Origin of the sequence: Lysobacter sp. Root76 (genome assembly GCF_001428685.1) — a bacterium.
Taxonomy (GTDB): Bacteria; Pseudomonadota; Gammaproteobacteria; order Xanthomonadales; family Xanthomonadaceae; genus Lysobacter.
The window spans coordinates 18,511-32,731 of sequence record NZ_LMIK01000005.1 but is presented as its reverse complement, the minus strand read 5'-3'; the positions used below and the strand labels follow the sequence as shown (position 1 = coordinate 32,731).

Annotated in this window: 11 protein-coding genes and 1 pseudogene; 4 read left to right on the top strand and 8 right to left on the bottom strand. The window is 70.8% G+C overall.

The annotated features are described in order from the left end of the window. Positions 1-4,437, bottom strand: a complete 4,437-nt coding sequence (gltB, locus tag ASE10_RS07500) for a glutamate synthase large subunit (RefSeq protein WP_157481123.1) — start codon at positions 4,435-4,437, stop codon at positions 1-3. 172 nt (positions 4,438-4,609) lie between these two features. Continuing rightward, entirely contained in the window at positions 4,610-4,792 is a 183-nt protein-coding gene (locus ASE10_RS20075; RefSeq protein WP_157481121.1) for a hypothetical protein, read from the bottom strand. 60 nt (positions 4,793-4,852) lie between these two features. Here ASE10_RS20075 and ASE10_RS07495 point away from each other — a divergent pair, with 60 nt between their 5' ends. Beyond that, positions 4,853-6,109 (top strand): TCR/Tet family MFS transporter, encoded by a 1,257-nt coding sequence (locus ASE10_RS07495; protein WP_055905394.1) that lies wholly within the window; start codon positions 4,853-4,855, stop codon positions 6,107-6,109. 68 nt (positions 6,110-6,177) lie between these two features. Further along, positions 6,178-6,414, top strand: a complete 237-nt coding sequence (locus ASE10_RS07490) for a hypothetical protein (RefSeq protein ID WP_055905391.1) — start codon at positions 6,178-6,180, stop codon at positions 6,412-6,414. 145 nt (positions 6,415-6,559) lie between these two features. Here ASE10_RS07490 and ASE10_RS07485 read toward each other — a convergent pair whose 3' ends face one another. The 6 genes and pseudogenes from ASE10_RS07485 to ASE10_RS07460 form a co-directional block, all read right to left on the bottom strand. Next, a complete protein-coding gene (locus ASE10_RS07485; RefSeq protein ID WP_055905388.1) occupies positions 6,560-6,997 on the bottom strand; it encodes a barstar family protein in 438 nt (145 codons plus the stop codon). Further along, positions 6,994-7,443 (bottom strand): ribonuclease domain-containing protein, encoded by a 450-nt coding sequence (locus tag ASE10_RS07480; protein WP_055905385.1) that lies wholly within the window; start codon positions 7,441-7,443, stop codon positions 6,994-6,996. The genes ASE10_RS07485 and ASE10_RS07480 overlap by 4 nt, the downstream gene beginning before the upstream one ends. A gap of 59 nt (positions 7,444-7,502) precedes the next feature. Continuing rightward, positions 7,503-7,823: an I78 family peptidase inhibitor gene (locus ASE10_RS07475; RefSeq protein WP_055905383.1), complete on the bottom strand. Its 321-nt coding sequence runs from the start codon at positions 7,821-7,823 to the stop codon at positions 7,503-7,505. 128 nt (positions 7,824-7,951) lie between these two features. Next, entirely contained in the window at positions 7,952-8,248 is a 297-nt protein-coding gene (locus ASE10_RS07470) for an I78 family peptidase inhibitor (RefSeq protein ID WP_055905380.1), read from the bottom strand. A gap of 71 nt (positions 8,249-8,319) precedes the next feature. Then, positions 8,320-9,078 (bottom strand): annotated as a pseudogene (locus ASE10_RS07465) (ribonuclease H-like domain-containing protein); the annotation flags it as partial. Between the two features lie 119 nt (positions 9,079-9,197). Then, on the bottom strand, positions 9,198-11,570 hold the full coding sequence (locus tag ASE10_RS07460; protein WP_157481138.1) for a DEAD/DEAH box helicase: 2,373 nt from the start codon (positions 11,568-11,570) through the stop codon (positions 9,198-9,200). A gap of 235 nt (positions 11,571-11,805) precedes the next feature. On the opposite strand from ASE10_RS07460, the gene ASE10_RS07455 reads away from it, so the two are divergent. Then, positions 11,806-13,473 carry an NAD(P)/FAD-dependent oxidoreductase gene (locus ASE10_RS07455; protein WP_055905374.1) on the top strand — a complete coding sequence of 556 codons (1,668 nt, stop codon included), beginning with the start codon at positions 11,806-11,808 and terminating at the stop codon, positions 13,471-13,473. Between the two features lie 22 nt (positions 13,474-13,495). Continuing rightward, the gene (locus ASE10_RS07450; protein WP_055905371.1) at positions 13,496-14,134 is read left to right on the top strand and encodes a DUF938 domain-containing protein; all 639 of its coding nucleotides are present in this window, start codon (positions 13,496-13,498) and stop codon (positions 14,132-14,134) included. Positions 14,135-14,221: the final 87 nt, after the last annotated feature.

Below are 14,221 nucleotides of genomic sequence, written 5' to 3'. Positions count from 1 at the left end.
TCACGCCGCGCTCCTCAGGGTTTCGGCCAGCGATTCCAAGCTCGCCGCCTTGGGCTTCACCAGCCAGAACTTGCCCATGTAGTCGCGCATCTCGTCCAGGATCCGGCGCGCCCACACGCTGCCGGTGAGTTCGGCGTGGGCGTCCAGCAGGTCGCGCAGGTGCGAGCGGTGGTGCTCGAAGCCGTCGGCGGAGATGCGCAGGATGTCGATCAGCTCGTGGTTGTAGCGGTCGACGAAATCGCGTTCGGTGTCGAGCACGTAGGCCATGCCGCCGGTGAAGCCGGCGCCGAAGTTCAGGCCGGTGCGGCCCAGCACCGCGACCACGCCGCCGGTCATGTACTCGCAGCAGTGATCGCCGGCGCCTTCGACCACCGCGGTGGCGCCGGAGTTGCGCACGCCGAAGCGTTCGCCGGCGCGGCCGGCCGCGTACAACTCGCCGCCGGTGGCGCCGTACAGGCAGGTGTTGCCCAGGATCGGCGTCTCGTGGGCGACGTAGCGCGCGCCGCTCGGCGGGCGCAGCACGATGCGGCCGCCGGCCATGCCCTTGCCGACGTAGTCGTTGGCTTCGCCTTCCAGTTCGAACCGCAGGCCGCCGGCCTGGAACGCGCCGAAGCTCTGGCCCGCGGTGCCGGTGAAGCGCAGCGTCATCGGCGCATCGGCCATGCCGCGGTCGCCGTGCAGGCGCGCGATCCGGCCCGACAGGCGCGCGCCGATGCTGCGGTCGGTATTGCGGATCGGGTAGGCGAACTCGCCGCCGCGCTTGTCGGCGATCACCGGCGCGAGCTCGGCTTCGAGCTGCGCGGACAGGCCCTCGGGTTCCAGCGCCGGGGCCGGCATGCCGCAATGGCCGCCGTGGCTCAGGCCGGAGCCGGCCAGCAGCGGCGCCAGGTCCAGGCGCTGCTGGCGCGCGCTGTCGCCGTCGATCTGTTGCAGCAGGTCGGTGCGGCCGACGATCTCGCCCAGCGTGCGTACGCCCAGCGTCGCCAGCCACTGCCGCACTTCTTCGGCCAACAGGCGGAAGAAATTCTCGACGCGCTCGGGCAGGCCGGTGAAATGCTCGCGGCGCAGCTGGTCGTCCTGGGTGGCGACGCCGGTGGCGCAGTTGTTGAGATGGCAGATGCGCAGGTACTTGCAGCCCAGCGCGATCATCGGCGCGGTGCCGAAGCCGAAACTCTCCGCGCCCAGCAGCGCGGCCTTGACCACGTCCAGCCCGCTCTTCAGGCCGCCGTCGGTTTGCAGGATCACCCGTTCGCGCAGGTCGTTCGCGACCAGGGCCTGGCGCGCCTCGGCCAGGCCCAGTTCCCAGGGCGTGCCGGCGTAGCGGATCGACGACAGCGGGCTGGCGCCGGTGCCGCCGTCGTGGCCGGACACGGTGATCAGGTCGGCGCCGGCCTTGACCACGCCGGTGGCGATGGTGCCCACGCCCGCGTGCGAGACCAGCTTGACCGAGATCAGCGCCTGCGGATTGACCTGGCGCAGGTCGTGGATCAGCTGCGCCAGGTCTTCGATCGAATAGATGTCGTGGTGCGGCGGCGGCGAGATCAGGCCGATGCCGGGCATCGCGAAGCGCAGCCGCGCGATCAGCTCGTTGACCTTGTGGCCGGGCAGCTGGCCGCCTTCGCCGGGCTTGGCGCCCTGGGCGATCTTGATCTGCAGCACTTCGGCGTTGACCAGATACTCCGGCGTCACGCCGAAGCGGCCCGACGCGATCTGCTTGATCTTCGAGACCTTGTCGGTGCGGTAGCGCGCCGGGTCTTCGCCGCCTTCGCCGGAATTGGAACGCCCGCCGAGCCGGTTCATCGCGATCGCCAGCGCTTCGTGCGCTTCCGGCGACAGCGCGCCCAGGCTCATCGCCGCCGAGTCGAAGCGCTTGACGATGGCCGACACCGGTTCGACCTCGTCCACCGCAATCGGAGTCGCGCCCTCGCTGCGCAGCTGCAGCAGGTCGCGCAGCGCCGCGGTCGGACGTTCGTTGACCGCTTCGGCGTAGGACTGCCAGTCGGACCATTCGCCGCTGCCGACCGCGCGCTGCAGGCGCGTCACCACGTCGGGATTGAACAGGTGGTACTCGCCGCCGGGCACGTAACGCAGCAGGCCGCCGATCTCGGGCAGGCGATTCGCGTCCCAGCCCTGTGCGGCCAGGTGCGCGGCATCGGCCTGCAGTTCGGCGAAGCCGGCGCCGCCGATGCGCGAGGGCGCGCCGTCGAAGCACAGTTCGACCACCTCGCGGTCCAGGCCGATGATCTCGAACAGCTGCGCGCCGCGGTAACTGCCGATGGTGGCGATGCCCATCTTGGAGATGATCTTGAGCAGGCCCTTCTTGATGCCGCGCCGGTAGCTGCGGCCGATCTGGGCGACTTCGCCGTGCTTGGTCTTGAGGATGCCGCGCACGCCCAGGTCGTGCAGGGTCTGGTAGGCCAGATACGGATAGACCGCGGTCGCGCCGAAACCGAGCAGGCAGGCGAAGTGGTGCGGATCGCGCGCGGTGCCGGTCTCGACGATCAGGTTGGATTCGCAGCGCAGGCCGGTACGCACCAGGTGCTGATGCACCGCGCCGGTGGCGAGCAGGGCGTGCAGCATCAGCGCGTCGCGGCGCGGCCGGCGGTCGGTCAGGATCAGCAGCACCACGCCTTCGCGCGCGGCCGCCTCGGCCTCGGCGCAAACCCGGTGCAGGGCTGCCTTCAGGCCTTCGGCCGGGTCGAAGTTGAGGTCGATGAATCGGTGCGAGCTGTCGAACGGCGCCAGCGCCAGCAGCTGACGCAGCTTGCGCTGCGCCAGTACCGGCGAGTTGAGGTGGATGTGGCCGACGTTGCCGGGTCCGTCGACGAAGACGTTGCCTTCGCGGCCCAGCTGCACCGCCAGCGACATCACGCAATCCTCGCGCAAGGGGTCGATGGGCGGGTTGGTGACCTGGGCGAAGGCCTGGCGGAAATGGTCGTACAGCGGCCGCACCTGTTGCGACAGCACCGCCATCGGCACGTCGTCGCCCATCGAACCGGTGGCTTCCTGCTCGGTCTCGGCGAGGGGGCGCAGCACTTGCTCGCGCTCTTCGCGGCTGAGCTGGAACAGCTTCTGGAACCCGGCCAGAGTGTCGGGATCGAAGGGCTCGGCGGCCAGGTTGGGATCGATCAGCTCGCTGTGCAGGTAGGTCATGCCCTGCTTGAGCCAGCGCTTGTACGGCGCGCGCGCACGGTTGATGCGGTCGATCGCCTCCGAATCCAGCAACTCGCCCTGGTAGAGATCGGCGGCGATCATCTCGCCGGGGCCGAGCTTGCCCTTGGCCTCGATCTCGCTGGCCGGCAGTTCCCACACGCCGGCTTCGGAGGCGATCAGGAAATGACGGTCGCGCGAACGCAGCCAGCGCGCCGGGCGCAGGCCGTTGCGGTCGAGCGTGCAGGCGGCGTAACGGCCGTCGCAGGTGACGATGCCGGCCGGGCCGTCCCAGGGTTCGGTGTTGAGCGCGTAGTACTCGTAGAACGCGGCGAGGTCGGCGTCCTTGTATTCCAGCGACTGCGTGGCCGGCGGAATCAGGATCCGCATCGCCTTGAGCAGGTCCATGCCGCCGGCCTGCAGCACCTCGAGCATGTTGTCCAGGCTCTGCGAGTCCGAACCGTCGGTGCCCACGACCTGGTCGAACTCGCGCAGGTCCAGGGTCGGCGTGCGCCAGGCGTGCGCGCGCGCCTGCGCCCAGGCGCGGTTGCCGGCGATGGTGTTGATCTCGCCGTTGTGGGCGAGCAGGCGGAACGGCTGCGCCAGCGGCCAGCGCGGCGTGGTGTTGGTCGAGAAGCGCTGGTGGAACACCACCGCGCTGGCGACCAGGTCGTCGCGGCGCAGGTCCGGATACAGCTGGGTCAGCCGGTCGGGCAGGACCATGCCCTTGTAGCCGATGCTGGCCGAGGACAGGCTGACCACATAGAAGTCCTGGATCTCGCGCAGGCGTTGCTCGGCGCGGCGCCGGGCCAGGAACAGCGAACGCTGGAAGCCGGCCGGATCGAACGGGGTCGCGGCTTCGACGAAAACCTGTTCGATCCGCGGCATGGTGCGGCGCGCGAGTTCGCCGCAGGACGCGGTGTCGACCGGCACGACGCGCCAGCCGGCGACGTTGAGCTGCTCGTGTTCCAGGGTCTGGGCCAGGGTCGCGCGGGCATGCGCGGCGTCGGCCTCGTCGTGCGGCAGGAACACCAGGCCGGCGCAGTAATGCGCGCCCAGGGCGATGCCGCTTTCGCGCGCGAGGCTGCGCAGGAAGCTGTCGGGATGACGGATCAGCAGGCCGCAGCCGTCGCCGCTGAGGCCGTCGGCGGCGATGCCGCCGCGGTGGGTCATGCGCGCGAGCGCTTCCAGCGCACGATCGACCAGCGCGCGGCTGGGGCGGTCGTCGAGCTGCGCGATCAGGCCGAAGCCGCAGCTGTCCCGCTCGTCGCGTGGGTCGTACAACATCGTTTGCTGCTTGGCTTGCATCGCATCTCCGGAAAGCTCTTGGGGGGCATGCCCGCAAAGGCATGCAAGAACGCGGATGGATCGCTTGCTGGCTGCGCGCTGGGGCAGAGCTGCCGAGGGCGCGGGACTGGTCCCGTACCTGCGTGTCCTTACCGAGCGTGAATCGAATAAATCATAATTTGTGCGCTGCGGCAATTCGTCCGGCGAGCGCTTCGGCGCGCTCGTCGCGCACGCCGCTCGCGAGGCTGCGACGGGCTCGGCGGATCGCAGCCAAGTGACTGATCGAAATGATGAATTTCGTCGCGTCGCGAGCAATTAGTAACTCCGGAAACCATCCCTGCGAGGCGTATGGCACGGCTCGCGTTCGCCTGCGCGCGCTAGACTGCGCCATCGCTTCCGTTTCGACGCCCCCCACGTGACCGCATCCGTTCCCGGCGCGCGCCGCGCCGCGCTCGTCTTCATTTTCGTAACCGTGCTGATCGACGTGTTGTCGTTCGGCCTGATCATTCCGGTGCTGCCGGGCCTGATCAAAAAATTCGCCGGTGGCGACACCGAACACGCGGCCTATTGGATCGCGGTGTTCGGCACCTTGTTCGCCTTCATCCAGTTCGTGTGCGCGCCGATCCAGGGCTCGCTGTCGGACCGTTACGGCCGGCGTCCGGTGATCCTGCTGTCGTGCCTGGGCCTGGGCCTGGACTTCATCTTTATGGCCCTGGCCAACACCCTGCCGTGGCTGTTGGTGGGGCGGGTGATCTCCGGCATCACTTCGGCCAGCTTCAGCACCGCCAACGCCTACATCGCCGACGTCACCCAGCCCGAAGAGCGCGCCAAGAGCTACGGCATGATCGGCGCCGCGTTCGGCCTGGGCTTCATCATCGGTCCGGTGATCGGCGGCCAGCTCGGCCACTACGACATGCGCCTGCCGTTCTGGTTCGCGGCCGGGCTGGCGCTGCTGAACTTCTGCTACGGCCTGTTCGTGCTGCCCGAGTCGCTGCCGCCGGAACGCCGCAGCGCCCGGTTCGACTGGTCGCACGCCAATCCGGTCGGCTCGCTGATGCTGCTCAAGCGCTATCCGCAGGTGTTCGGCCTGGCCGCGGTGGTGTTCATCGCCAACCTCGCCCATTACGTGTATCCCAGCGTGTTCGTGCTGTTCGCCGACTACCGGTATCACTGGAAGGAGCAGGAAGTCGGCTTCGTCCTGGGCGTGGTCGGCGTGCTCAGCGTGATCGTCAACGTGGTGCTGATCGGGCGGGCGGTGAAGGCCTTCGGCGAGCGCCGCACGCTGCTGCTGGGCCTGGGCTGCGGCGCGATCGGCTTCATGATCTACGGCTTCGCCGGCAGCGGCTGGATGTTCCTGGTCGGGCTGCCGATCAGCGCGCTGTGGGCCATGGCGGCGCCGGCGACCCAGGCGCTGATCACCCGCCAGGTCGGCGCCGACGTGCAGGGCCGCATCCAGGGCGCGCTGATGAGCCTGATCAGCCTGGCCGGCATCATCGGCCCGACCCTGTTCGCCGGCAGCTTCGGCTACTTCATCGGCAAGGCCACGCCGGTGCACCTGCCGGGCGTGCCGTGGTTCATCGCCTCGTCCTTGCTGGTCCTGGGCGTGCTGATCGCCTGGCGCTATGCGCGCGTACGCAACGCCCCCGCGAACGTGGTCGCCGAAGTCGCCTGACCTTGGGCCCTTGCCGTGGCGGCGCGCGCTGCGGCAAGGTCGGTCTTTCGTCCGCCACGGAGCCCGTCATGTCCCTGCGTCTTTGCCTGCTCGCGCCGCTGCTGTTGCTGGGCGCCTGCGCCAGTACGCCCGATTACCTCGACACCAACGCCGCCGTCGACGCCCGCCCGGAATGCGCCAGCCAGCCCGACCGCCCCGGCGAGCCGGTGCCGTCGTGGTGCGAGCGCAAGCAGGAAGCGCGCTGGGGCGACAAGGAAGACAAGATCGACCTGAAGGGCAAGGACAAGGACGACGAGCGCCGTTGAACCCGGTGCGCGCGCGGCGAGCGTCGTGCGGTACGGCCGATGGCGTCGGTGCGGTGCGCCTTCGGCTTACCGCGGCCTACGGATCACGTTCCGGCCGGGGGTGCGCCGGCAACCGCACCATCGAACGTCCCGATCGGCCCTGCGTTCAGGGTGCGATCGCGTCCAAGCGATCGCTCGGCATCGGGAACAGGGCCCAGAACGGTTTGCGCGCCTCGGCCCATTGCGCCGAGGCTTCGTTGAGTATGTCGAGCAAGGCCGCCGCGTCGTCGCCGGCCTGGGCCTGCCAGTCCTGGGCGCGTTCGAGCAGCAGCAGATAACCGGCCGCCGGCAGCCAGGACAGGTCTTCGAGCGAATCGGCCAGCGCATCCCAGTTGTGGCCGAACCAGTCGGGGAAGCTCAGCGCCGCGGCCATGCGCCTGAGCAGCTCGGCCTTGTCGGCGCAGCCGTCGAGGTCGATGCGCGCGACCGCGAATTCCAGGGCGGCGCCGGCCTCGGCCATGGCCTCGGTGTCGCGGGCATCGACGAAGTAGGCGCCGGCCTGGGCCGGGTCGGCGAGCAGGGCGCGCAGTTCGAGCGCGTTCATCGCGACGCTCCCTGCGGATCGAAGCGGCGGAAGCTGCGGTAGTGATCGTCGCTGTAGTAGTACTCGCTGGGCGGATCGCCGCCGGTGACGATGCGGCGTGCGCCGCGATCGTTCGAGCTCGGGGTCTCGACCGTGTACTCGCGGTAGTAGCCGCGCGGCCGGCTGGGCAGGCGGCGTTCGCGGTTCTGGAAGGTGCCGCCGTCCTGGCGATGCTCGTAAGGGCCGCCGCGCGCGATCCGGTCCAGCACCGCGTGGGCCTCGACCGGCAGGAAAGCGGGGTAGCCGGTGTCGGGCGCGCCTTGCGCCTGCGCCGACGCGCCGGGTTCCGGCGCGGAATGCGATGAGGCGCCGGGCGCCTGCGCGACAGGCGAATGCGCCGTTCGTTGCGACCACAGCCACAGGCCGAGCAGGACGACGGCGGCGATCAGCCAGGGCGCGCGACGCATGCGGAACTCCGTTGGGGGTCGTCGCCGAGTCTAGCGCGCGCCGGCACCGGCGCGCGGGCTCAGCCGCAGCGCAGGTTGGTGATGACGTTCTTGTCGTCGACGTCGATATTGAGCCGGCTTTCCTGGAACTCCATGGTCACCATTTGGCCCGGCTTGAGCACGCGTGCGCTCTTGGCGCCGGCTTCGCTGCGCGCGCGTTCGACCACGTCCGCGCTCGCGGTCTTGCCCAGCGCGGCGGACTTGGCGGCGTCGGCGTTGCAGGTCATCACTTCCGGCGGCAAGGGGCGCGACATCTGCGGCGGGTTGGCCTGGCTGGCGCAAGCGGTCAGGGCGGCCATGGCGAGGGCGCCGGCGGCGAGCGCGATACGGGACGAGGTCATGGCGGGGCTCCGGGTGGTGGGCGCGGTCAGGGTGCTCGCGCGTGGCTGTGCCGCAGATTAACCCGGGGCCGCCGGCCGTCGTTTCGAACAAGCGCGCGCCGTGCCGCGGCGCGCGCAGGTGCTGCGCGTCAGCCGCAGCGCAGGCCGGTGATCGCGCCGCGGTCGTTGAGATCGATGTTGATGCGGTCGGCGCGGTAGTCCATGGTCGCGGCCGAGCCGGGCTTGAGCACGCGCGCGTCGCGGCTGCCGGTGTCGCGCAGGATGCGGTTGGTGGTGTCGTCGTCGATGCCGCGGCCGATCGCCCAGCGCGCGCCTTCGGCATTGCATTGGCCGCTAGGGACGGTCGCGGATCCGGGCGGCGGCGGTGTGGTGGCGCAGGCGGCCATCGACAGCAGGACAACGATGGGCAGGACGAAGCGCGACATGGCACGGCTCCATTGAGTGAGATGCGCGCAGCCTGCGGCGCGCGCCGTGTGCGGCGCATGAAGGCGCCGCGCTAGTGCGGCGACTGTGCTTCGGCGTCGACCAGGCCCTGCAGCAGCCGCGCCAGGGTCACCACGTCCTGATGATTGTGGGCGGCGACGCGGCGCAGCAGGCCGGCGCTGCCGCCGCGCAGGTACTGCAGCCACGCGGCCGGCGCCTGCGAGCCGGGCAGGTCGTCTTCGCGCACGATCCGCAGCAGCTCGCGCTCGATCGTCGCCAGGCGGCAGTTCTCCCAGCGCCCGCGGTAACGGCGCCGGGTCGGAAACAGCAGATCGACGTGGTCGAGTTCGATCAGCGGGTCTTCGAGCCGGGCCAGCCGGTAGCGCGTCTTTAGCAGCGGCGCGTCGTAGCAGCGGCCGTTGTAGCTGGACAGCACGGTGTCGGGCTGCAGCCAGTCGGCGAACGCGCGCAGCATCGCCGCCTCGGCCGACAGCGTGGTGATCAGCAGCTGGCGTACGCGCAGGCCGTCGCCGCGCTGCGGGTCGCGGTGCCAGTCCGCGGCGCCGACCATGAAGGCGCGGGTGCCGGTGCCGCCGGCCAGGCCGGTGGTCTCGGTGTCGAAGAACAGCAGCCGCTGCGGATCGACGCAGTCCTGCGGCCGTTTGGCGAAGGCCAGCGACAGCGCCTGGGCCGGAAGTTCGCAGGGCAGGTGGTCCTGGATCAGGCGCAGGCCGGGCGCGATCTCCTCGCCGGGGAGATCGCGGTCCAGCGGCGCGCGCGGCGGCGCCCACGCGGCCGGCGCGCGTTCGCGCACGCCGAGCAGGCGGCGCAGTTGTTCCAGGCTGTGCTGCGCGTCCGGCGGCGCCGCCGGTGCGGGCATCGGTACGGGCGACGGCGGCGCCGCGCCACGCGCCTGGCGTTGCAGCATGCGCAGCTTGTCGGCGCTGACGCTCATGCCGCGGCGTCCTCGCGCAGCAGCGCCAGGACCCGCTGCGCCAGCGATTTCGGCGTGGTCGCGCCCTCGTGTTCGTCGGCGGCCAGGGCCGGGCCGACGCAGGCCGGGCAGCCGGCGCGGCAGTCGCAGCGCTCGACCAGTTCGGATGCGCGCGCCAGCAGTTCGGCCTGGCGCGTCCATAGCGGTTCGCTCAAGCCCACGCCGCCGGGGAAGTTGTCGTACAGATAGACCGTGGGCACGAACTGCTGCACCTCGCCCAGCACGACCTCGCCGCCCTCGACGCCGCGCAGCTGGCCGCGGCCGTTGCGGTCGCTGCTCGCGAACCAGGCGCCGTCGCCGTTGCCCACCGATTTCTGCAGATCGCGCGCGTCGGCCATCACCGCCACCGTGGCGACCACGTGCAGGGCGTGGCCGGCGCCGAGGAAACCGTCCAGCGCGTCCTGGCGCGAGGCGAAGGCCGAGCGCAGCACCGCCTGCGGCAGCTGCCACCACACCGCGGTGGTGTGCAGTTCCTGGTCGGGCAGGTTGACCGGGCCGTAGCCGATGTTCTCGTGGGTGTAGTAGCGGATCTTCTTGTAGCCGGCCACGCGCCGGACCACGTGGACCTCGCCGTGGTGGCTGTCGCCCAGGCCGGCCGCGCCGCCGTCGAAGCGCTCCAGGACCTTGAGCTTGGTGTAGTCGATCGAGTCGGTGTAGTAGTCGACGTGGGTGCGGGTGACGTAGGCCTTGCGGCCGTCCCAGTCCAGCTTCTCCACCTGATAGGGCGTGGACTGGATCATGTGGATCGCGCCTTCGTACAAGGTCAGCGCCGCGGCCGAGTAATCGACCTCGGCGATGATGGTCTGGCGGCCGTCGCTGCGGTCGACCACGACGAAGTTGCCGTCGGCGACCGAGCGCAGGCTGACCGCGTTGGCCGGGTAGCTGTCGGCGATCCACTCCCAGCGCTCGCCCTCGCGGTGCAGCACTTCGGTCTCGGCCAGCGCTTCCAGGTAGACCTGCGGGTCGATCGGGCCGTAGGCCTCGCCGACCTGGAACGGCAGCTCGAAGGACGCGCAGCGGATGTGGTCGAACAGGATCAGCGGCTGGTCCGGCGCGATCCGCGCGTGCTCGGGCGGGCTGTCGGCGAAGAACTCCGGGTGCCGCACCACGTACTGGTCCAGCGGCTGCGAGCTGGCGACCAGCACGCCCAGCGACGGACGCTGGCGGCGGCCGGCGCGGCCGAAGCGCTGCCAGGTCGCGGCGACCGAACCCGGATAGCCGTTGAGCACCACCGCGTCCAGGCTGCCGATGTCCACGCCCAGTTCCAGCGCCGAGGTCGAGACGATGCCGTCGATGCGGCCGTCGCGCATCGCCCGCTCGGCCTCGCGGCGTTCGCTGGGCAGGTAGCCGCCGCGGTAGGCGCGGATCCGCGCCGGCTTGCGCGGGTCGTGGTCGAACACGTCCTTGAGGTACTTGGTCAGCACCTCGACCATCAGCCGGGTCTGCGCGAACACCAGGGTCTTGAGCCCGGACTTGATCGCGATGCGGGCGATGCGGTTGCTCTGCGAGCGCGCCGAGGCGCGCAGGCCGAGGTCGGCGTTGACCACCGGCGGGTTCCACAGCAGCACGTGCTTGTCGCCGACCGGCGCGCCGGACTCGACGATCGCCCGCACCGGCGCCTCGATCAGCGCCTGCGCATGCGCCTGCGGGTTGCCGATGGTCGCCGAGCACAGGATGAACTGCGGTGTCGCGCCGTAGAACGCGCACACCCGCTGCAGCCGGCGCAGCACGTTGGCGACATGGCTGCCGAACACGCCGCGGTAGGTGTGGATCTCGTCGATGACCACGTAGCGCAGGTTCTCGAAGAACTGCGCCCACTTGGTGTGATGCGGCAGGATCGCCTGGTGCAGCATGTCCGGGTTGGAGACCACGATGTCGCCGTGCAGGCGGATCGCCTGGCGCGCGTCGCCGGGGGTGTCGCCGTCGAAGGTGAAGGCCTTGACCCCGAGCTCGCCGGCGCGGTTGAGCTCCAGCAGTTCGGCGACCTGGTCCTGGGCCAGCGCCTTGGTCGGAAACAGGTACAGCGCCTTGCTGCCCTGGGCCATGGCCGCGGCCACGACCGGCAGGGTGTAGCACAGCGACTTGCCCGAGGCGGTCGGGGTGACCACGGCGACGTGTTCGCCGGCCTGGCTCGCGGCCCAGGCCTCGGCCTGGTGGCTGTAGAGCTGCTCGATCCCGCGCGCGCGCAGGGCCGCCTTCAACGCGGCCGGGACTTCGTCCGGGATCGGCGCGTACGTGCCCGCGCGGCCCGGGATCGTGAAGCTGCCGGTGATCCGGTCGGCGTAGCGCCGCATCAGGGCATCGCCCAGGGCCTCGCCGTTCGCCGGCATGCGGTCGCCGCGCTGGCGCGCGAGCGGGTGCGAAGGGTCTGCGTCGTGGGCGAGGGCGAGGGCGCTGGGCATGGCCGGATTCCGGATCGGACAGCCGCCAGTGGACCCGCAGCCCGTCTCAGCCTGTGAGACGTTCAGCCAGCCGATACGCGGGCATCGGCCTGCGTCCGCTGAGGCCAAGCCGCGACCCGCACGCGCGACCCGCTAAAATGCGCCACCGTTCAGGCCCTGGCCCATGCTCCGACTCACCGACATCAAGCTGCCGCTGGACCATGCCGAGTCCGCGCTGGGCGAGGCGATCCTGGCCCGCCTGGGCATCGGCGCCGACGAACTGACCGGCTACACCGTCGCCAAACGCAGCTACGACGCGCGCAAGCGCGGCGACATCACCCTGATCTACTCGGTCGACGTCGATACCCCGCGCGAGGCCGAACTGCTGCGGCGCGCCGCGACCGCGCCGGCCGCGGCGACGCCGGTCAAGCTCGGCCCGACCCCGGACACCGCTTACAAGTTCGTCGCGCGCGCGCCGGCGCAGCTGCCGCTGCGGCCGCTGGTGATCGGCATGGGCCCCTGCGGCCTGTTCGCCGCGCTGGTGCTGGCGCAGATGGGTTTCCGCCCGATCGTGCTGGAACGCGGCAAGGCCGTGCGCGAACGCACCGTCGACACCTTCGGCTTGTGGCGCAAGAAAGTGCTCAACCCGGAGTCGAACGTGCAGTTCGGCGAAGGCGGCGCCGGCACGTTCTCCGACGGCAAGCTCTACAGCCAGATCAGCGACAGGCAGCATCACGGCCGCAAGGTGTTGACCGAATTCGTCGCGGCCGGCGCGCCCGAGGAAATCCTCTACGTCAGCAAGCCGCACATCGGCACCTTCCGGCTGGTGTCGATGGTCGAGCACATGCGCGCGACCATCGAATCGCTGGGCGGCGAAATCCGCTTCTCGCACCGGGTCGACGACCTGCTGGTCGAGACCGACACGGCCGGGGTGCGCCAGGTGCGCGGCGTGACCCTGGCCGGCGGCGAGCAGCTGCGCGCCGACCACGTGGTGATGGCGCTGGGCCACAGCGCGCGCGACACCTTCGCGATGCTGCACGAGCGCGGCGTGTTCGTCGAAGCCAAGCCCTTCTCGATCGGCTTCCGGGTCGAGCATCCGCAATCGCTGATCGACCGCGCCCGCTTCGGTCCGCAGGCCGGGCATCCGATCCTCGGCGCGGCCGACTACAAGCTGGTCCACCACTGCCGCAACGGCCGCTCGGTCTACAGCTTCTGCATGTGTCCGGGCGGCACCGTGGTCGCCGCGGCGAGCGAGCCCGGGCGCGTGGTCACCAACGGCATGAGCCAGTACTCGCGCAACGAACGCAACGCCAACGCGGCGATCGTGTGCGGCATCACCCCGGAGGACTACGCCGCGTACGGCCAGGGCCCGCTCGCGGGCATCGCCCTGCAGCGGCATTGGGAGGCGCTGGCGTTCGAGCTCGGCGGCGGCGAATACGAAGCGCCGGCGCAGCTGGTCGGCGACTTCATCGCCGGGCGCGCGTCCACGCAATCGGGCGAAGTCCGGCCCTCGTACACGCCGGGCGTGCGTCTGGGCAGCCTGGACGCGTCGCTGCCCGGCTATGCGATCGACGCGATCCGCGAGGCGCTGCCGGCCTTCGACAAACAACTGCGCGGCTTCGCCCTGCACGATGCGGTCCTGACCGGCGTGGAGACGCGGACCTCGTCACCGGTGCGGATCACCCGCGGCGAAGACGGCCACAGCCTCAACACCCGCGGCCTGTTCCCGGCCGGCGAAGGCGCGGGCTATGCCGGCGGCATCCTCTCGGCGGGCGTGGACGGCATCAAGACCGCCGAGGCGGTGGCCTTGAGCCTGGTCGCCGGTCTGGCGCGTGCGGGCGCCCGCGCGTGATGCGCGCCGCGGGCCCGGGCGCATGACCGACAAGCCGCATTCGCCTTCGTGCGAGCGCAACCGCGAGCCGATCCTGGCCGTGCTGCGGCACTACCTGCCGGCGCGCGCGAGCGTGCTCGAAATCGGCAGCGGCACCGGCCAGCACGCGGTGCACTTCGCCGCGGCGATGCCGGGCTGGACCTGGCAATGCTCCGATCGCGCCGAATACCTGCCGGGCATCCGCGCCTGGCTGGACGAGGCCGCGCTGGCGAACACGCCGCCGCCGTTCGAACTGGCCGCGGTGACCGAGCCGGCGCCCGGCTTCGCTCCGCCGCCGCCCATTCCTTCCGATCCGATCGCCCTGATCCGCGGCTACGACGCGGCGTTCAGCGCCAACAGCCTGCACATCATGGGCTGGCCGCAGGTGCAGGCGCTGTTCGCCGGGCTGGCCACCGTGCTGGCCGATGCCGCGACCGTGGTGGTCTACGGTCCGTTCAACTACCGCGGCGACTACACCAGCGACAGCAACCGCGAGTTCGACGGCTGGCTGAAGGCGCGCGACCCGGTCTCGGGCATCCGCGATTTCGAGGCCGTCGACGCGCTCGCGCGCGCCATCGGCCTGGGCCTGATCGCCGACGTCCCCATGCCGGCCAACAACCGCTGCCTGGTCTGGCGGCGCTGATCTTCCGACACTGGTGGTGCCTGATCGGCACCCGGTATGGTCGGCGCGACGGCAGGGACGCGCGGCGAAAGTGCGCCCTAGTCACGG